The organism is Streptomyces sp. DG2A-72, assembly GCF_030499575.1.
GTDB lineage: Bacteria > Actinomycetota > Actinomycetes > Streptomycetales > Streptomycetaceae > Streptomyces.
On sequence record NZ_JASTLC010000001.1, the window covers coordinates 2,112,252 to 2,130,487 of the forward strand.

Below are 18,236 nucleotides of genomic sequence, written 5' to 3' on the forward strand. Positions count from 1 at the left end.
GAGGCCGCTCGTGGCTCACGAGGTCGATCAGTCATTCCTGGCGCTGCCCTTGCGCGCCCTGGCCGACGCCGCCCTCGCACGCGCGCGTGCCCTGGGCGCCGAGCACGCGGACTTCCGGTTCGAGCGGGTGCGCAGCGCGTCCTGGCGCCTGCGGGACGGCAAGCCCGCCGGATCGTCGGACACCACCGACCTCGGGTACGCGGTGCGGGTCGTGCACGGCGGGACGTGGGGATTCGCGTCCGGCGTGGATCTGACGCTCGACGCCGCCGCCAAGGTCGCCTCGCAGGCGGTGGCGATGGCCAAGCTGTCCGCGCAGGTGATCCGGGCGGCCGGGTCGGACGAGCGTGTCGAACTCGCCGACGAGCCCGTGCATGCCGAGAAGACGTGGATCTCGTCGTACGCGATCGATCCGTTCACCGTGCCCGACGAGGAGAAGACCGGGCTGCTGGCGGACTGGAGCGGCCGGCTGCTGGCGGCGGACGGGGTCGATCACGTCGACGCGTCGCTGCTCACCGTCCACGAGAACAAGTTCTACGCCGACACCGCGGGGACCGTGACGACACAGCAGCGAGTGCGGCTGCATCCGCAGCTGACGGCCGTGTCGGTGGACGCGTCGAGCGGCGAGTTCGACTCGATGCGCACCATCGCGCCGCCCGTCGGCCGTGGCTGGGAGTATGCGACGGGCACCGGCTGGGACTGGGACGACGAACTCGCCCGGATCCCCGAGCTGCTCGCCGAGAAGATGCGCGCCCCCACGGTCGAGCCGGGGCCGTACGACCTCGTCGTCGCCCCCTCCAACCTGTGGCTGACCATCCACGAGTCCATCGGCCACGCCACCGAGCTGGACCGCGCCCTCGGCTACGAGGCCGCCTACGCCGGCACCTCCTTCGCCACCTTCGACCAGCTCGGCAAGCTGAAGTACGGCTCCGAGCTGATGAACGTCACCGGTGACCGCACCGCCGAGCACGGCCTTGCGACCATCGGATACGACGACGAAGGCGTCGAGGGACAGTCCTGGGACCTGGTGAAGGACGGCACGCTCGTCGGCTATCAGCTGGACCGGCGGATCGCGAAGCTGACCGGGTTCGAGCGGTCCAACGGGTGCGCGTTCGCCGACTCCCCCGGCCATGTGCCCGTGCAGCGCATGGCCAACGTGTCCCTGCGGCCCGACCCCGCCGGGCTGTCCACGGAGGATCTGATCGGGGGCGTGGACCGCGGCATCTATGTGGTCGGCGACCGGTCCTGGTCGATCGACATGCAGCGCTACAACTTCCAGTTCACCGGCCAGCGGTTCTTCAAGATCGAGAACGGGCGGCTGGCCGGTCAGCTGCGGGACGTGGCCTACCAGGCGACGACCACCGACTTCTGGGGCTCCATGGCGGCGGTCGGCGGTCCGCAGACCTATGTCCTGGGCGGCGCCTTCAACTGCGGCAAGGCCCAGCCGGGCCAGGTCGCGGCCGTGTCGCACGGCTGCCCGTCTGCCCTCTTCAAGAGCGTCAACATTCTGAACACCACGCAGGAGGCCGGTCGATGAGCGCGCGTACGAGCAAGCCGCACGAGGTTGTCGAGCGGGCGCTGGAGCTGTCCCGGGCCGACGGCTGCGTCGTGATCGCCGATGAGCAGTCGACCGCCAATCTGCGCTGGGCGGGCAACGCGCTCACCACGAACGGTGTCACGCGCGGGCGCACGCTCACGGTCATCGCCACCGTCGACGGCAAGGAGGGCACCGCTTCCGGCGTCGTCTCACGCTCCGCGGTGACCATCGACGAGCTGGAGCCGCTGGTACGCGCCGCCGAGGCCGCCGCACGCGGCGCCGGGCCCGCCGAGGACGCGCAGCCCCTGGTCACGGACGTACCGGCGTCCGAGGACTTCACGGACGCCCCGGCCGAGACGTCGTCCACCGTGTTCGCCGACTTCGCCCCGGCGCTCGGTGAGGCGTTCGCACGCGCGCGTGCGGGTGGCCGCGAGCTGTACGGCTTCGCCAACCACGAGCTGGTGTCGACGTACATGGGTACGTCCACCGGTCTGCGGCTCCGTCATGACCAGCCCAACGGGACGCTGGAGCTGAACGCCAAGTCGCCCGACCGTACGCGCTCGGCGTGGGCGGGGCGGTCGACCCGGGACTTCAAGGACGTCGACCCGGCGGCGCTGGACGCCGAGCTGGCCGTACGGCTCGGCTGGGCGGAACGGCGGATCGAGCTGCCCGCGGGCCGGTACGAGACGCTGCTGCCGCCGACCGCCGTCGCCGACCTGCTGATCTACCAGATGTGGTCGGCGTCGGGGCGGGACGCCACCGAGGGCCGCACGGTGTTCTCCAAGCCCGGCGGCGGCACCCGCGTCGGCGACAAGCTCACCGAGCTGCCGCTGACCCTGCGCAGCGACCCGAACGAGCCGGGCCTGGAGTCCGCGCCCTTCGTGATCGCGCACTCCTCCGGCGGCGACCAGTCGGTCTTCGACAACGGGCTGCCGCTGAAGCCGACCGAGTGGGTGCGCGCCGGTGAGCTGGGGCACCTCATGACCAGCCGGCACAGCGCGGGGCTGACCGGACTGCCGGTGGCGCCCGCGATCGACAACATCATCCTGGACGGCGGCACGGACCGGTCCCTGGAGGACATGGTCGCGAGCACGGACCATCGTGGGCCCTGCCTGCTGCTGACCTGCCTCTGGTACATCCGCGAGGTCGACCCGGCCACGCTGCTGCTCACCGGCCTGACCCGGGACGGCGTCTACCTCGTCGAGAACGGCGAGGTGACCGGCGAGGTCAACAACTTCCGGTTCAACGAGTCGCCGGTGGATCTGCTGGGGCGGGCGGCCGAGGCGGGGCGCACGGAAAAGACGCTGCCGAGGGAATGGAGCGACTGGTTCACTAGGGCTGCCATGCCCGCGCTGAGGGTGCCGGACTTCAATATGAGCTCTGTCAGTCAGGGCGTATAACCTCGTAGTCGGCCGTCACTCGACTGCCGACAAGATCGCTTCAGGGAGATACGAGAACCGTGACGGACATCGTCGACGAGCTGAAGTGGCGGGGGCTGTTCGCCCTGTCCACTGACGAGGACGCTTTGCGCAAGGCGCTCGCGGACGGTCCCGTCACGTTCTATTGCGGTTTCGACCCGACGGCGGCCAGTCTCCACGTCGGCCACCTGGTCCAGGTCCTCACCATGCGCCGGCTCCAGCAGGCGGGGCTGCGCCCGCTCGCCCTCGTGGGCGGTGCGACCGGTCAGATCGGCGACCCGCGCCCGACGGCGGAGCGCACGCTGAACGACCCGGAGACGGTCGCCGCCTGGGTCAACCGGCTGCGCTCGCAGATCGAGCCGTTCCTCACCTTCGAAGGTGAGAACGCCGCGGTGATGGTGAACAACCTGGACTGGACGGCCGGGATGTCCGCCATCGAGTTCCTGCGCGACATCGGCAAGCACTTCCGCGTCAACAAGATGCTGACCAAGGACTCGGTCGCCCGGCGGCTGCAGTCCGAGGAAGGCATCAGCTACACGGAGTTCAGCTACCAGCTGCTCCAGGGCATGGACTTCCTTGAGCTGTACCGGCGGTACGGCTGCACGCTCCAGCAGGGCGGCAGCGACCAGTGGGGCAACCTCACGGCCGGGCTCGACCTGATCCACAAGCTGGAGCCGCACGCCAACGTGCACGCGATCGCGACTCCGCTGATGACCAAGGCGGACGGCACCAAGTTCGGCAAGACCGAGGGCGGTGCGATCTGGCTCGACCCGGAGATGACGACGCCGTACGCGTTCTACCAGTTCTGGCTGAACGTGGACGACCGGGATGTCTCGACGTACATGCGCATCCTGTCCTTCAAGTCCCGTGCGGAACTGGAGGAGTTGGAGAAGCAGACGGAGGAGCGGCCGCAGGCCCGGGCCGCGCAGCGTGCGCTCGCCGAGGAGCTGACGACGCTGGTGCACGGTGCGGAGCAGACGGCCGCGGTGATCGCCGCGTCCCGCGCGCTCTTCGGCCAGGGCGAACTGGCGGAGCTGGACGACCGTACGTTGGCTGCGGCGCTCTCCGAGGTGCCGCATGTGCGGGTTGCCGAGCTCGGGCCGGTGGTCGACCTGTTCGCTGAGGTCGGGCTGGTGGCGAGCAAGTCGGCTGCGCGGCGGACCGTGAAGGAGGGCGGGGCGTACGTGAACAACGTGAAGGTCGTCGCGGAGGACTCCGTCCCGGTGGAGGGGGATCTGCTGCACGGGCGTTGGCTGGTGCTGCGGCGTGGCAAGAAGAATCTTGCGGCGGTGGAGGTTGTTGGCGGGTAGCGCCGTAGGGGTGCGGGGAGCTGCCTGGCTGCGGGTTCGTTGTGGCTTGTCGCGCCCACGCGGCGGAGCCGCATGTCGATACAGCCCCGCGCCCCTATCGGGGCGCTCGTTTCCGCTTGCCCAGCGTTGCCATGTACAGCATGTCGCCCACGCCCACGATGATGATCGCCGCGACGAGTTGGAAGGCGTGGCGGCTCCAGTCGATGCCGGAGGTTTCGTCGACGCCCACTCCTCGGGCGATGGAGTTGCCGACGATGGCGCCGAGCATGCCGAAGATGGTGGTCAGCCAGAGGGGACTGTGCTGTTTGCCGGGCAGGATCGCCTTGGCGATCAGCCCCAACACGAATCCCACGATGATCGCCCACAACCAGCCCATGGCTGCCTCCTCGTACGGCTCGACGTGAGCATTACGCCCAGTGTCGGCCCGGTCGCGCTACGGCGCATGTCGGGTACGGCGCTACACGCTCCGGCGCAGGCCACTCACCGTGGTCGCAGGTGCCCCGGTCTCGTAGGCGACGCAGGTGCGGCGTAACGTGGAGGCTGTCCGGGCTCGGTTGCTCCGCCTGGGCAGGGCGGGTACGGGCCGGGCAGAGTCCGATGCGGGCGGATGGTGAAATGTGATGCGGAAGCAGCATGGTGGCGGCGACGCCCAGGTATTCCGGATCACTGGGGCCCGGGCGAGCCTTCATGAGGACGTGCGCGGGCGGCAACGGCGCTACGTCATCTCGATGTCGGTCCGTACGGTGTCCGTGGTCCTCGCGGCCTCGCTCTGGAACGTCGAACGGCACGTCGCGATCGTGGCGTTGGTGCTCGGGGTGGTGCTCCCCTACATCTCGGTGGTGATCGCCAACGCCGGGCGGGAGAACGCGCCGTCGCTTCCGTCGACGTTCGTGACCGCGCCGACGCCGCCGATGATCGCGCCACCGCGGGACGACGACGGCTTCGCGGAACCGGCGACGGAAGACTCCACGGCCGAACCGGAGCCCGGCGCGAGAAGCGAGCGCAGCGACCGGACGTGAGCTTTACGGGCGCTTTCCAGCCGGAGGTCGGCTCCGTACCAAGCTCAGTAAAAGCTCAGATCAATCATGTTGTTCCGGTGCCGAGCGCGTACTGACCCGTGACATACTTTCTAAGCGCTCCGCATCCCCCGTCGGAGCGACAGACCGACGCCGGGCAGCTCCCCCCGTGGCTGCTCGGCGTCGCCTTTTGTGGGGTTAGGGTCGGGGCGTGAATCTGAACGTCCCCGGCAACGATCCGGCCTCTCCCATCTGCTCCGCCAAGGGCTGCCGTGCCGCCGCCGTGTGGGTGCTGGCTTGGAACAATCCGAAGCTGCACACGCCGGAGCGGCGCAAGACGTGGCTGGCCTGCGAGGAGCACCGGGAACATCTCTCGCAGTTCCTCGGGGTGCGGGGGTTTTTGAAGGACGTGGTCCCGCTGGAGGAGTGGGAGTCCCCCGAAGAGGTCTAGCCCTACCTAGCCCCCGATGGCCGACATCGGCCTGTCCGGCTGGACAAAGGTCGGGTCGTCCAGGCCCGCCCCCGCCTTCTTGCCCCACATCGCCAGGCGCCAGATGCGGGCGATCTCCTCGTCGGGGGCGTCGGAGCGCAGGGCCGCGCGCAGGTCCGTTTCCTCGCGGGCGAACAGGCACGTGCGTACCTGGCCGTCGGCGGTGAGGCGGGTGCGGTCGCAGGCCGCGCAGAACGGGCGGGTGACCGAGGCGATGACGCCGACGCGGTGCGGGCCGCCGTCGACGAGCCAGCGTTCCGCCGGGGCCGAGCCGCGCTGGTCGGAGCCCTCCTCGGTCAGCTCGAAGCGGGTACGGAGGGAGGTCAGGATGTCGCCTGCCGTGATCATGCCGTCGCGCTTCCAGCCGTGCTGGGCGTCCAGGGGCATCTGCTCGATGAACCGCAGCTCGTAGTCGTGCTCGACGGCCCAGGCCAGGAGGTCCGGGGCCTCGTCCTCGTTCAGCCCCGGCATCAGGACCGAGTTGACCTTCACGGGGGTCAGGCCCGCCTCGCGGGCGGCGTGCAGGCCCTCGATGACGTCCTTGTGGCGGTCCCGGCGGGTGAGGGTCTTGAAGACGTCCGGGCGCAGGGTGTCCAGCGAGACGTTCACCCGGTCCAGGCCCGCCGCCTTCAGGGCGCTCGCGGTGCGCTTGAGGCCGATGCCGTTCGTGGTCAGGGACATCTGGGGGCGCGGGTCGAGGGCAGCGACCCGCTCGACGATGCCGACCAGGCCGGGGCGCAGCAGGGGCTCACCGCCGGTGAAGCGGACCTCCTTGATGCCCAGGGAGGTGACGGCTATGTCGATCAGGCGGACGATCTCGTCGTCCGTGAGCAGGTCCGGCTTGGCCAGCCACTGCAGGCCCTCCTCGGGCATGCAGTAGGTACAGCGCAGATTGCACCGGTCGGTCAGCGAGACCCTCAGATCGGTGGCCACTCGGCCGTAGGTGTCAATGAGCACGTGGGCCCCCTCCCTCGCAGCGGATCCATCATTTTCCGACACCTGCGAGCCTACGCGACGCCACTGACAACCAGCAGGCGCCTTTTCCCACCAGGTATGACGCGGCCGCGTCGTAGGGATCTACGACGCGGCCGCGGGGCAGGGTGGGCTCAGTGCGCCCCGGTGCCCGTGAGGGAGCGGACCTCCAGCTCGGCGTACTTGCCGGTGTCCGGCTCCTCCTTGGACAGGTAGGTGCCGATGATGCCCATCAGGAAGCCGAACGGGATGGAGATGATGCCCGGGTTCTTCAGCGGGAACCAGGCGAAGTCGACGTCCGGGAACATCGCCGTGGGGTCGCCGGAGACGACGGGCGAGAACAGCACCAGGCCGACGGCCACGGTCAGACCGCCGTAGATCGACCACAGGGCGCCCTGGGTGGTGAACCGCTTCCAGAACAGGCTGTAGAGGATCGTCGGCAGGTTGGCGGAGGCGGCGACCGCGAAGGCGAGGGCGACGAGGCCGGCCACGTTCAGGTCGCGGGCGAGGGAGCCCAGGATGATGGAGACGGCGCCGATGCCGATGGTCGCCAGACGCGCCGCCCTGACCTCCTCCTTGTCGGTGGCCTTCCCCTTGCGGATGACGTTGGCGTAGATGTCGTGCGCGAAGGAGGACGACGAGGCGAGGGTGAGACCGGCAACCACGGCGAGGATCGTCGCGAAAGCCACCGCCGAGATCGTCGCGAGCAGGATCGCGCCCCAGGCGGAGTCGACGCCGCCCAGGTGCAGGGCGAGCAGAGGCGCCGCCGTGTTGCCGGACTTGTTGGACGCGATGATCTCTTCCTGCGGGATGAGCGCCGCCGCTCCGAAGCCGAGCGCGATGGTCATCAGGTAGAAACCGCCGATGATGCCGATCGCCCAGTTGACGGACTTACGGGCGGCCTTGGCGTTGGGCACCGTGTAGAAGCGGATCAGGATGTGCGGCAGACCGGCGGTGCCGAGCACCAAGGCGACGCCCAGGGAGATGAAGTCGAGCTTGGTGGTGCCGGTCGCGCCGTACTGGAGGCCGGGCTCCAGGAAGGCGGCGCCCTTGCCGCTGTTCTCGGCGGCGGTGCCGAGCAGGTCGGAGACGTTGAAGTTGAACTTCAGCAGCACCAGGAAGGTGATCAGGATGGTGCCGCTGATGAGCAGCACGGCCTTGACCATCTGGACCCAGGTAGTGCCCTTCATGCCGCCGATGGAGACGTACACGATCATCAGGACACCGACGAGGGCGACGATCAGGATCTTGCCGGCGTCGGAGGTGATGCCGAGCAGCAGGGAGACCAGGACGCCCGCGCCCGCCATCTGGGCCAGCAGGTAGAAGATCGAGACGACGATCGTGGAGGTGCCGGCGGCCGTGCGCACAGGGCGCTGGCGCATGCGGTACGCGAGGACGTCGCCCATCGTGTAGCGGCCGGAGTTCCTGAGCGGCTCGGCCACCAGGAGCAGGGCCACCAGCCAGGCGACCAGGAAGCCGATGGAGTACAGGAAGCCGTCGTACCCGAAGAGGGCGATGGCGCCCGCGATGCCGAGGAAGGACGCGGCGGACATGTAGTCGCCGGAGACCGCGAGGCCGTTCTGGAAGGCGCTGAACGAACGGCCGCCCGCGTAGAAGTCGGCGGCGTCCTTGGTCTGGCGGCCCGCCCAGACGGTGATGAACAGGGTCGCGACCACGAAGAGCGCGAACAGGGTGATGATCAGCGGCCGGTGCTCGCTGGCTTCGTTGGCCGCAAGGGTCATCGCGGGGCTCATGCGCCGCCCTCCATCTGGGACTTGATCGCTTCTGCCTTGGGGTCGAGCTTCGCGGCGGCGTGCCGCGAGTACCACCAGGCGATGAGGAACGTGGTGACGAACTGGGCGATGCCGAAGACGAAGGCCACGTTGATGTTGCCGGCCACCTTGGTGCCCATGAAGTCGCCCGCGTAGTTGGACAGCAGGACGTACAGCAGGTACCAGACGATGAAGCCGACGGTCAGCGGAAAGGCGAAGGAGCGGTAGGAGCGGCGCAGTTCACCGAACTCCGCGCTCTCCTGCACCTCGACGAACTCCTCTGTGGAAGGGAGTTGGTGTTGCTCTTTCGAGGGGGGCGGTGCGTCGGTAGCCACGGAGTCTCCTCGCGTTGCGGGTGTGGTTGTACGAGTGGTGATGTGGATCACTTGAACCGGGTGGCGATGTTAGGGCCCCCGAGCGTGATCCGACAGGGGGCTCGATCGTGCTCGGCCTCCTGCCCAAGGTCACGGCGCCACGCGAGGACCGGTTCAACCCTCGGTACTTCTTTTCGAACCAACATCCGGGAAGTCATTGCTGGCCAGCGCAATCGAGGGATAGTTTCGCCCTGCGCCACCCGTCATGTACCTGCCCGAGCACCATCTGTGTCTCGGGCCGGTCTCGTTTCCGGATGATGTGGAGATCCCATGACTCATCTGCGTTCCAGACGTCGGCTCGCTCTCGCCGTGCCCGTCGTCCTGTCGCTGACCGCCTCGCTCGGCTTCCTGCCCGCGGCCGCCTCGGCCGCCCCGCAGGCGGAGCCCGCAACGCAGTCCGCGGACGCACCCGTATTGGCGTACGTCGTCAACACGAAGACGGACCGTCGCACCGTCGCGGCCGTGCAGAAGGCGATCGCCGCGAAGGGCGGCACCGTCGTCGAGACGTACGCGAAGATCGGCGTGATCGTCGTGCACTCGGCGAACCCGGACTTCGGCGCGCAGATCCGCGCCGTGCGCGGGGTGCAGTCGGCGGGTGCCACGCGCACCGCCCCGCTGACCGCCGCCGGCACCACGGACGAGGGCGCCGCGCAGATCCTGACGAAGGAGCAGGCCGCGAAGGTCGCCCAGGCCTCCGCCGCCACGGGCGCGAGCGAGCCTCTCGAAGCCGACCAGTGGGACCTGCGGGCGATCGGCGCCGACAAGGCCGCGCAGATCAACCCGGGCAGCAGGAAGGTCACCGTCGCCGTCATCGACACCGGCGTCGACGACACCCACCCCGACATAGCCCCGAACTTCTCCCGCTCGCAGTCGGCGAGTTGTGTCGGCGGCAAGGCGGACACCAGCGAGGGCTCCTGGCGGCCGTACACCGCGGAGGACTACCACGGCACGCATGTGGCCGGTGAGATAGCCGCGGCCCGCAACGGCATCGGTGTCGCCGGTGTCGCGCCGGGCGTCAAGGTCGCCGGCATCCAGGTGACCGACCCCGTCAACGGCCTCTTCTACCCGGAGAGCGTCGTGTGCGCGTTCGTGTTCGCCGCCGACCACGGCGTGGAGATCACGAACAACAGCTACTACGTGGACCCGTGGCTGTACAACTGCCTGGACGACCCCGACCAGAAGGCGATCGTCGACGCGGTCAACCGGGCCCAGCTGTACGCGCAGGGCAAGGGCACCCTCAACGTCGCCGCCGCGGGCAACTCCAACCACGACCTGGACGCGGACTCCCTCGTCGACGACTCCAGCCCCGACGACTCCACGCCGGTCGAGCGCACCATCGACCCGCACGAGTGCTTCGACGTGCCGACGATGCTGCCGGGTGTCGTCACGGTCAGCGCGGTCGGCGTGAACAACGTCAAGTCGTACTACTCCACCTACGGCAGGGGCGTCGTCGACGTCGCGGCGCCGGGCGGCGACCGGCTGTACCAGATTCCGGACACGCCGTCGAAGAACGGCCGCATCCTGTCCACGATGCCGAACAACTCGTACGGCTTCCTGCAGGGCACCTCGATGGCCTCGCCGCATGCCGCGGGTGTCGCCGCGCTGCTGAAGTCGACGCACCCGAAGGCGACTCCGGCGCAGCTGCGGGCGCTGCTCAAGGCGCAGGCCGACAACCCTGGTTGCCCCGACTCGTACGACCAGGACGGGGACGGCACGCAGGACGCGGTGTGCGAGGGACCGAAGCGGGTCAACGGCTTCTACGGTTTCGGCATCGTCGACGCCCTGGACGCGGTCAAGTAGTCCCAGCGCGCGGCGCGGCCCAAGGCAGGCCGCGCCGCCCGGACTTCCCGCACGGTCCGCCCGTATCACGAACGAACTGGAGAGCCCATGACAGCGCCTCACCCGCGCTACCGCAGAGCCATGGCGATCCCGGTCGGGATGGCCATGGCGACGGCACTCGCCTTCCTGCCGAACGTCACCGCGTCCGCAGCCGACGCGCCCGTCTCGGCCGAGGCCGACGCCACCTCGCTCAGCTATGTCGTCAACGTCCGCCCCGGGCACGGGGTTCCCGGACAGGTGAAGAAGGCGATAGCCGAGGCCGGCGGCACGATCGTGACGTCGTACGACAAGATCGGGGTGATCGTCGTCCACTCGGCGAACCCCGACTTCGCCAAGATCCTGCGCACGGTGCGCGGGGTGGACTCGGCCGGCAACACCCGTAACGCGCCGCTGCCCGCGCAGTCGACGACCGACATCGGCACGCCGAAGGTGCTGAGCGCGGCGGAGGCCGGCGCCGCCGAGGCCGCGGAGGGGCAGGATCCGCTCGAGCCGCTGCAGTGGGACCTGCCCGCCATCAAGGCGGACAAGGCGCACGAGAAGACGCTGGGCAGTTCCAAGGTGACCGTCGCCGTCATCGACACCGGCGTCGACGACACCCACCCCGACATCGCGCCGAACTTCGACCGCGAGGCGTCCGTCAACTGCGTGACGGGCAAGCCCGACACGACCGACGGGGCATGGCGGCCGGGCGCGACGGAGAGCCCGCACGGCACACATGTCGCCGGTGAGATCGCGGCCGCCAAGAACGGCGTCGGCATGACGGGCGTGGCGCCCGGGGTGAAGGTGTCCGGCATCAAGGTGTCCACCACCGCCGGCTACTTCTACACGGAGGCCGTGGTCTGCGGCTTCATGTGGGCCGCCACGCACGGCGTCGACGTGACCAACAACAGCTATTACACCGACCCCTGGTACTTCAACTGCAAGGACGACCCGGACCAGAAGGCGCTCGTGGACGCCGTCTCCCGGGCCTCGCAGTACGCGGAGCGCAAGGGCGCGGTCAACGTCGCGGCGGCCGGCAACGAGAACTACGACTTCGCCGCCGACGAGATCACCGACCCCGTCTCCCCGAACGACGCCACGCCCACCGAGCGGGTCGTCGACCCGTCCGAGTGCCTCGACATCCCGACTCAGCTCCCGGGGGTCGTGACGGTCGCGGCTACCGGCGCGAAGGGCATCAAGTCGTCCTTCTCCAACCACGGTCTCGGCGTCGTCGACATCGCCGCCCCCGGTGGCGACTCGACCCGCTTCCAGACCCCGGCCCCGCCCGCCACCAGCGGCCTGATCCTGGGCACGCTGCCCGGCGGCAAGTGGGGTTACATGGCCGGTACGTCGATGGCGTCACCGCATGTCGCGGGCGTCGCCGCCCTCATCAAGTCGACGTATCCGTACGCCCCTCCGGCCCTGGTGAAGGCCCTCCTGTACGCCGAGGCCGACGCCACGCCGTGCACGGACCCGTACGACATCGACGGTGACGGCAAGGTCGACGCGGTGTGCGAGGGCACGAAGAACCGCAACGGCTTCTATGGCTGGGGCACCGCGGACGCGCTGGACGCGGTGACGAAGTAGTACGGCCTGTGGGGCCGGGCGGTGCTTCCGTCCGGCCCCCGCTGTCCGTGTTGATCGGGTCAACGCCGCATAGTGCTGCGCATGACCGACATCGAGGACATCGAGTACGTCTGGTCCGCGCTGGGCGGCGATCCCGCCCTGGTCCCGCGGATCTCGGTGACCGCCCGCAAGGGTGCGCTCGAAGCACGGCTTCCGGTACGGGAGCTGGCGCGGGCGTGCGTGGGCGCGTGTGCGCTGGCCGCCGCCGAGCTGGGGGCGCGGCGGGGCGGGCTGCGCGAAGTGCCCCGGGTGCGGGTGGACGACGGGGCCGTGGCGACGGCGTTCGTCAGTGAGCGGCATCTGCTCGTCGGCGGGCGGGCGCCGGTCACCTTCGCTCCGTTGTCGCGGCTTTGGCGAACGGCGGACGGGTGGGTGCGGACGCATGCGAACTATCCGCATCACCGGGCGCGATTGCTCGCCGCGCTGGGACTGTCCGACGACCGCGTGTCCGTCGTCGAGTCGGTGCTCGCCGAGCGCTCCGCCCTGGAGGTCGAGGAGTCGTTGTACGCCGCCGGCGGCCTGGCGGTCGCGCTGCGCACGCCCGAGGAATGGGCCGGACATCCGCAGGGCGTCGCGATCGCCGCGCGACCGCTGGTCGAGCGCGGGCGGCTGGACGCCACGCACGCGCGCGTGCTCGCGCCGGTCGACGGCGATCCCCTGCTGCCCGCCGCCGGGCTGCGGGTGCTGGATCTGACCCGGGTGATCGCCGGGCCCGTCGCCACCCGCACCCTCGCCCTGCTGGGCGCCGACGTGCTGCGCGTGGACGCGCCTCAGCTGCCCGAACTGCCCGACCAGCACGCCAACACGGGCTTCGGGAAACGGTCCACGAAGCTGGACCTGAGGGCCGACCGGCGTGCCTTCGAGGAGCTGCTCGCGACGGCGGACGTGGTCGTCACGGGGTACCGGCCGGGCGCCCTGGACCGGTTCGGCCTGTCGCCGGAGGCGCTGGCCGAGCGCAGGCCCGGGGTGGTCGTGGCGCAGCTTTCGGCGTGGGGCGCGTACGGGCCGTGGCGGGAGCGGCGTGGGTTCGACAGCCTGGTGCAGGTCGCGACCGGCATCGCCGCCGTCGAAGGCTCGCCGGAGCGGCCCGGCGCGCTGCCCGCGCAGGCGCTGGACCACGGCACGGGCTATCTGCTGGCGGCGGGGGTGCTGCGCGCGCTGACCGAGCAGTCGTACGAGGGTGGCAGCAGGTTCGTACGGCTGGCGCTGGCGCGGACGGCGGCGTGGCTGATGAGCGGGGTCGGCGGCGCTGACGCGGGGGACGACGTGCACGAGGGGCCGGACGAGTGGCTGGCCGAGACCGGCAGTGCGCTCGGGCGGCTGCGGTACGCGCTGCCGCCGGTGTCCTTCGCGGGCGGTCCGGGCGACTGGGAGCGGGCGCCGGGGGTCTGGGGGTCCGATCCGGCGCGGTGGGTCTGAGGGGCACGACCCGGTTGCGGTGGGTCTGAGGGGCACGACCCGCCTGAGTGCCGGTGCGCCCGAAAACGTACCCATGAGTGGAATGCCGTATTGCCGGTTGCACGGTGCTTGCCCGTTCTGCGGCGGTTGGTGACTATCTTGGGGTGACCTTGACAGGACCCACCTCCGGGGTGGCCGATGAGGGAGCCGTACGGCGCCCCGGTGCCGGCCGGGCCGTCGCCGTTCTCGTTCTCGGGGCGCTGGCGGCGCTGATCCCGCTGCTCGGTCCGTCCGCCGCGCTGCGCGAGACAGGGGAGGCAGCCGCGCCCGGCACGGGTGGCATCGCCCTGCTGCGGGCGGCGCTGTTCGCGGCGCTGTGCGTCCCGGTGGGCGAGCTGTTCGTGAACCGGCTGGCCCGGGCCGTGCCCGGCGATCCCGCGGAGGCGCCGCGCAGTTGTGCGCCCTACGCGGCCGGCGTGGGTTTCGTCGCCGCGCTGGGGCTCGCCTCGGTCGTGGCCACCGGCAATCTGGTGCCGAGCAGCCTCGACGAGATCGACGTCGGCGGCCTGTACGCCTCGCGAGACGGCAAGCTGGCGCTGGTGGAGGTCAACGCGTTCCTCGCGGCGGGCCTCTGCGCGCTCTCGCGGCGACCGGCGACCGTTGTGTGGCCGTTGGCCGCGGTGGTCGTGGCGGAGGCGCTGCGCGCGCATCCCACGACCGAGCACGACCCGCTGATCGGCTCCGGGCTGACGCTCGTTCATCTGGCCTGCGCGGCACTGTGGGCGGGCGGGCTGCTGCACGTGCTGCGCAGGCTGCGCCGCGACACGCCGACGGGAGCGGCGTTGCTGGGGCTCTACGCGCGCGTGGCCGCCGTTCTGCTCGCCGCCATCACCGCGACCGGGGTGTGGAGTTCGCTGCGGCGTATGCCGCCGGACACCGCCCTTGAGCAGTTGACGACGACGGCGTACGGACGCGTCCTGCTCGCCAAGGTGCTCCTCGTGGCCGCGGTCGCCGTGCTCGCCCTGTGGGCCCGTATCCGGCTGCGCAGTGCGGCGGATCCGCTGACCGCCTGCTCCCCCGCGCGGGCGGAGGTCGTGGTGCTGGGGCTGGTGGTCGCGGTGTCGGGGCTGCTGACGGCGCTGCCGGTGCCGATCAGATGGTGAGCCTGAGTTGATGCCTCAGCCGGTGCCTCAGCCGGTGCCTCAGTTGGCGAGGAGCGCCTTGGGTGCCGGTGGCGCTTGGACGGCCACCGGTGTTCCTCCGACCAGCAGGAGCTGGGCGGCCACGTAGGTCAGCATGATCCAGAAGTCGGGTCGCGGCAGCTGCGGCCACTCCGCGACGCCGGTCGCGATGAGCGTGTCGGAGAGCATGAAGAGGGCGCCGCCGAGCCCGGCGAGGGGTGCGAACCGGGTGACGGCTCCGTATGCCATGGCCGTGAGCAGGGCGCTGTAGCCGGCGACGGGGACGCGGAGGTCGGCGGGGAGGTCGGGCCACAGGAGGGCGACGGTGGTGACGAGGGCGGTGTCGTAGGCGATCGCCAGAAGTGCGGCACGCGCGCGTGGGGCGGCGTTTCCGGTGCCGTACCTCTTGAAGAGCATGAGGTAGCAGACGTGTCCGGCCGCGAAGGAGGCCATCCCGGCGAGGAAGGCGGGCTCGGCGTCGGACAGCAGCAGGACATCGCCGCCCCAGCCGAAGAGGAGCGCGGCGAGGAGGAGGCGGGGAGCGCCGCGGACGTATGCGTAGCCGGCGAGGAGAGGCATCAGGAGCGGCTTGGCGACGACGTGCCCGGTGTCGGAGCCGACGGCGAGGAAGGCCAGGTTGGCGACGGCGGCCAGGGCGAAGGCGCCCAGCAGAACGCGGGACGGTCTCACGCGGCCGTCGTCTCCTCGACGGGCGCCGCAGCGGGCGGAGCCGGCTGCCAGCCCGGCCCTCGGAACACCCGCCCGGCACGCTCGCGCCAACTGCCCGCCGCCTTCAGGTCCTTGGCGATGGCGACGTATTCGTGCGTGGCGGCCTTGAGCGTGTTGTACGTGTGGATGTTCTTGGTCAGCCTGTACACCGGCCGCTCGGTCTCGGCGACGAAGGAGCCGAAGAGGCGGTCCCAGACGATGAGGATGCCGCCGAAGTTGCGGTCCGGATAGCCGCCTTGTGCGGCGCCCCCGGCGCAGAACTGTTGGAGTTTTCTCCCGCACCTGACGGGAGACTCTCCCCTGAATCGCTCCGGGGAGTTTGACGGGGCGTACCCGTCCGGGAGCACGGGCGCGCGGAGTGGCGTGAGTTCGTGGATCGCCGTGTAGATGGCGACGATGGGGATCTTCCAGAGCAGGTCGAAGACGAGACTGCCGAGGCCCATGGTGACGCTCGTCGCGGCGTCCTTCGCCTCGTACCCCGCCGCGTCGTCGTCCGGATGGACACGGACGCCGATCATCTCGATCACGGTGAGCAGCACGAAGGCGGGTGTCGACCACAGCACGACATCGGGCAGGTTCGGCATGAGGGCACCGTAGAACCGCTGGTCGTCCGGGGCCAGACGTTGTTACCCACAAGTATTACCGGGGGTACGCGCTTTCCTCTTGGCGATCTCCGCCAAGTCGGGCGACCCGTCACACCCCGGCCGCCCCCAACAATGACCCGGCTCCGTAGGTGACCCCCATCGCCAGCACCCCGCCCCCCACGTTCCGCAGCACCGCGCGCCCGGGCTCCGCCCCGCCCAGCCGCGCACTGCTCCATCCCGTGACGACGAGCGCGACCACCACCGACACCACGGTGACCGCAAGCCGCCAGTCCGCCCCGGGCAGCACGATCGCCAGCAGCGGAAGCAAGGCGCCCACCGTGAAGGCCACAAAGCTCGCCCCGGCCGCGTGCCACGGGTTCGTCAGCGCTTCGGGATCGATGCCGAGCTCCACGCGCGCGTGCGCCTTGAGCGCATCACGCTCCGTCAGCTGGAGGGCGGCCTCCCTGGCCACGTCCCGCGTCAGCCCGCGCTCCTCGAGAAGCTCCGTCAGCTCCTCGAGTTCCTCCTCCGGTCGCTCGTGCAGTTCCCGCTTCTCGACGTCCAGTGCGGCCTTCTCCGAGTCCCGCTGGGTGGACACGGACACATACTCCCCCGCGGCCATCGACATGGAGCCGGCGAGCAGGCCCGCGAGCCCCGCCGTCAGCAGGGCCGAGCGGTCGTCGGTGGCGCCGGCCACGCCGACGACCAGACCGGCGGTGGACACGATGCCGTCGTTGGCCCCGAGGACCGCCGCCCGCAGCCAGTTGAGCCGTGTCCCGAGGGCGCCGCCGTGGGCCTCGTCGTGCGTTGGTTCCGTCACACAGGGGAGGATCGCACCCGGGATGCCGCAGGGGTCGTACCGACGCCCCTGACGCCCCACACGGACATTCGCCCCGCTCGAACACCAGGCCGTGAGACGGCACCTGACGGGCCGGACTGTCGGACCCGGCCCGTATCCTCGGTGACCATGCTCGAAGACCTTACGACCGCAGCGTCCTCCCCCACAGTGTGGCCGGCCGCGTATCCCCAGGGATACGCGGTCGTTGACGTGGAGACCACGGGCCTGGCCCGGGACGACCGGATCATCTCCGCGGCCGTGTACCGGCTGGACGCGCGCGGCGAGGTCGAGGACCACTGGTACACGCTGGTCAACCCGGAGCGGGACCCAGGCCCGGTGTGGATCCACGGTCTGACGAGCGACGTACTCGAGGGCGCGCCCCTCTTCCAGGACATCGCCGAGGAGTTCGCGACCCGGCTGGAGGGCCGGGTGCTCGTCGCGCACAACGCCGTCTTCGACTGGCAGATGATCGCCCGGGAGTACGCACGCGCGCGGAGCGAGCCGCCGGTGCGGCAGCGGCTTTGCACCATCGCCCTCTCGAAGGAGCTGGAGCTGCCGCTGCCCAACCACAAGCTGGAGTCGCTCGCCGCGCATTTCGGCGTCGTACAGCAGCGGGCACACCACGCGCTGGACGACGCGCGCGTGCTGGCGGAGGCGTTCCGGCCGAGCCTGCACGCCGCCGCACAGGGCGGCGTACGGCTGCCGCTGCACGAGTGCCGGCCGTTGACCGAGTGGACGGACCGAGCCGTGCCCCGGCAGCAGTCGAGCTATGGCGCCTACCGGCCCACCAGTTGGCGCCCGGCACGCAGAAGGCCCGCCTGTCCCTATCCCAACCCGGGGCGTTACGAAGACGGCAAACCGCTCAAGCAGGGCATGCGGGTCGCTTTCTCGGGAGACACCTCGGTCGAGCGCGACCTCCTGGAGGACCGGGCGATCGAGGCCGGGCTGCATGTCGCCACCAGCATCTCCCGGCTGACCAGCCTGCTCGTCACGAACGACCCGGACTCAGGCACGTCCAAGGTGGCCAAGGCCCGGCAGTACGGCACGCCGGTGGTCGACGAGGCGGCGTTCGGGCAGCTCCTCGGGGATGTGGAAGCGGCGTCGGAGGGATGACCGTACGGACGGGTGATTGCCGTGCGACTCGCCCGCAGCCGTCTCGCCCCGGCCATGGCGACG

At 70.4% G+C, this 18,236-nt stretch carries 17 protein-coding genes; 10 read left to right on the top strand and 7 right to left on the bottom strand.

The genetic code is table 11. The features are described 5' to 3' along the window. Positions 1-10 precede the first annotated feature (10 nt). Genes QQY66_RS10110 through tyrS form a run of 3 tightly spaced genes read left to right on the top strand, consistent with a single transcriptional unit; the run spans position 11 to position 4,262 of the window. Positions 11-1,534, top strand: coding sequence for a TldD/PmbA family protein (locus QQY66_RS10110; RefSeq protein ID WP_301978796.1), 1,524 nt, complete (start codon positions 11-13; stop codon positions 1,532-1,534). Further along, the gene (locus QQY66_RS10115; protein ID WP_301978797.1) at positions 1,531-2,934 is read left to right on the top strand and encodes a metallopeptidase TldD-related protein; all 1,404 of its coding nucleotides are present in this window, start codon (positions 1,531-1,533) and stop codon (positions 2,932-2,934) included. Before QQY66_RS10110 ends, QQY66_RS10115 begins: the two co-directional genes overlap by 4 nt. 59 nt (positions 2,935-2,993) lie before the next feature. Continuing rightward, positions 2,994-4,262, top strand: coding sequence for a tyrosine--tRNA ligase (tyrS, locus tag QQY66_RS10120; protein ID WP_301978798.1), 1,269 nt, complete (start codon positions 2,994-2,996; stop codon positions 4,260-4,262). A gap of 94 nt (positions 4,263-4,356) precedes the next feature. On the opposite strand, the gene QQY66_RS10125 is transcribed toward tyrS, so the two are convergent. After that, positions 4,357-4,638, bottom strand: a complete 282-nt coding sequence (locus tag QQY66_RS10125; protein ID WP_301978799.1) for a GlsB/YeaQ/YmgE family stress response membrane protein — start codon at positions 4,636-4,638, stop codon at positions 4,357-4,359. A 244-nt stretch (positions 4,639-4,882) separates the two neighbouring features. On the opposite strand from QQY66_RS10125, the gene QQY66_RS10130 reads away from it, so the two are divergent. Both QQY66_RS10130 and QQY66_RS10135 read left to right on the top strand, forming a co-directional pair. Next, positions 4,883-5,281, top strand: a complete 399-nt coding sequence (locus QQY66_RS10130; RefSeq protein WP_301978800.1) for a DUF3099 domain-containing protein — start codon at positions 4,883-4,885, stop codon at positions 5,279-5,281. Between the two features lie 208 nt (positions 5,282-5,489). Then, on the top strand, positions 5,490-5,729 hold the full coding sequence (locus QQY66_RS10135; RefSeq protein ID WP_301978801.1) for a hypothetical protein: 240 nt from the start codon (positions 5,490-5,492) through the stop codon (positions 5,727-5,729). A 6-nt stretch (positions 5,730-5,735) separates the two neighbouring features. On the opposite strand, the gene moaA is transcribed toward QQY66_RS10135, so the two are convergent. The 3 genes from moaA to QQY66_RS10150 form a co-directional block, all read right to left on the bottom strand. Then, positions 5,736-6,725, bottom strand: coding sequence for a GTP 3',8-cyclase MoaA (gene moaA / locus QQY66_RS10140; RefSeq protein ID WP_301978802.1), 990 nt, complete (start codon positions 6,723-6,725; stop codon positions 5,736-5,738). Positions 6,726-6,874: 149 nt separating this feature from the next. Next, complete coding sequence (locus QQY66_RS10145; protein WP_301978803.1) at positions 6,875-8,494, bottom strand: cation acetate symporter; 1,620 nt, start codon at positions 8,492-8,494, stop codon at positions 6,875-6,877. Continuing rightward, positions 8,491-8,847: a DUF485 domain-containing protein gene (locus tag QQY66_RS10150; protein WP_301978804.1), complete on the bottom strand. Its 357-nt coding sequence runs from the start codon at positions 8,845-8,847 to the stop codon at positions 8,491-8,493. Before QQY66_RS10150 ends, QQY66_RS10145 begins: the two co-directional genes overlap by 4 nt. Before the next feature lie 309 nt (positions 8,848-9,156). On the opposite strand from QQY66_RS10150, the gene QQY66_RS10155 reads away from it, so the two are divergent. The 4 genes from QQY66_RS10155 to QQY66_RS10170 all read left to right on the top strand — a co-directional run bounded on the left by QQY66_RS10155 (position 9,157) and on the right by QQY66_RS10170 (position 14,891). Continuing rightward, on the top strand, positions 9,157-10,686 hold the full coding sequence (locus QQY66_RS10155) for a S8 family serine peptidase (protein ID WP_301978805.1): 1,530 nt from the start codon (positions 9,157-9,159) through the stop codon (positions 10,684-10,686). A gap of 87 nt (positions 10,687-10,773) precedes the next feature. Next, positions 10,774-12,291 (top strand): S8 family serine peptidase, encoded by a 1,518-nt coding sequence (locus QQY66_RS10160; protein ID WP_301978807.1) that lies wholly within the window; start codon positions 10,774-10,776, stop codon positions 12,289-12,291. A gap of 81 nt (positions 12,292-12,372) precedes the next feature. Next, the gene (locus QQY66_RS10165; protein WP_301978808.1) at positions 12,373-13,749 is read left to right on the top strand and encodes a CoA transferase; all 1,377 of its coding nucleotides are present in this window, start codon (positions 12,373-12,375) and stop codon (positions 13,747-13,749) included. 143 nt (positions 13,750-13,892) lie between these two features. Further along, the gene (locus QQY66_RS10170; protein ID WP_301978809.1) at positions 13,893-14,891 is read left to right on the top strand and encodes a CopD family protein; all 999 of its coding nucleotides are present in this window, start codon (positions 13,893-13,895) and stop codon (positions 14,889-14,891) included. A 39-nt stretch (positions 14,892-14,930) separates the two neighbouring features. Here QQY66_RS10170 and QQY66_RS10175 read toward each other — a convergent pair whose 3' ends face one another. From QQY66_RS10175 to QQY66_RS10185, 3 genes are all read right to left on the bottom strand, one after another. After that, positions 14,931-15,599 carry a lysoplasmalogenase gene (locus QQY66_RS10175; protein ID WP_301978810.1) on the bottom strand — a complete coding sequence of 223 codons (669 nt, stop codon included), beginning with the start codon at positions 15,597-15,599 and terminating at the stop codon, positions 14,931-14,933. After that, positions 15,596-16,222, bottom strand: a complete 627-nt coding sequence (locus QQY66_RS10180; RefSeq protein WP_301978811.1) for a sterol desaturase family protein — start codon at positions 16,220-16,222, stop codon at positions 15,596-15,598. The genes QQY66_RS10175 and QQY66_RS10180 overlap by 4 nt, the downstream gene beginning before the upstream one ends. 109 nt (positions 16,223-16,331) lie before the next feature. Further along, the gene (locus QQY66_RS10185; RefSeq protein ID WP_301978812.1) at positions 16,332-17,042 is read right to left on the bottom strand and encodes a VIT family protein; all 711 of its coding nucleotides are present in this window, start codon (positions 17,040-17,042) and stop codon (positions 16,332-16,334) included. A 147-nt stretch (positions 17,043-17,189) separates the two neighbouring features. Between QQY66_RS10185 and QQY66_RS10190 the strand changes: the two genes are divergently transcribed. Next, positions 17,190-18,173: a DEDDh family exonuclease gene (locus tag QQY66_RS10190; protein ID WP_301978813.1), complete on the top strand. Its 984-nt coding sequence runs from the start codon at positions 17,190-17,192 to the stop codon at positions 18,171-18,173. The last annotated feature ends 63 nt before the right edge of the window (positions 18,174-18,236 follow it).

Bases quoted from the DNA above. Each gene is read 5' to 3' on its own strand.
- QQY66_RS10115 (WP_301978797.1), top strand. From the start codon at position 1,531: ATGAGCGCGCGTACGAGCAAGCCGCACGAGGTTGTCGAGCGGGCGCTG.
- QQY66_RS10125 (WP_301978799.1), bottom strand. From the start codon at position 4,638: ATGGGCTGGTTGTGGGCGATCATCGTGGGATTCGTGTTGGGGCTGATC.
- QQY66_RS10130 (WP_301978800.1), top strand. From the start codon at position 4,883: ATGCGGAAGCAGCATGGTGGCGGCGACGCCCAGGTATTCCGGATCACT.
- QQY66_RS10145 (WP_301978803.1), bottom strand. From the start codon at position 8,494: ATGAGCCCCGCGATGACCCTTGCGGCCAACGAAGCCAGCGAGCACCGG.
- QQY66_RS10155 (WP_301978805.1), top strand. From the start codon at position 9,157: ATGACTCATCTGCGTTCCAGACGTCGGCTCGCTCTCGCCGTGCCCGTC.
- QQY66_RS10160 (WP_301978807.1), top strand. From the start codon at position 10,774: ATGACAGCGCCTCACCCGCGCTACCGCAGAGCCATGGCGATCCCGGTC.
- QQY66_RS10165 (WP_301978808.1), top strand. From the start codon at position 12,373: ATGACCGACATCGAGGACATCGAGTACGTCTGGTCCGCGCTGGGCGGC.
- QQY66_RS10180 (WP_301978811.1), bottom strand. From the start codon at position 16,222: ATGCCGAACCTGCCCGATGTCGTGCTGTGGTCGACACCCGCCTTCGTG.
- QQY66_RS10190 (WP_301978813.1), top strand. From the start codon at position 17,190: ATGCTCGAAGACCTTACGACCGCAGCGTCCTCCCCCACAGTGTGGCCG.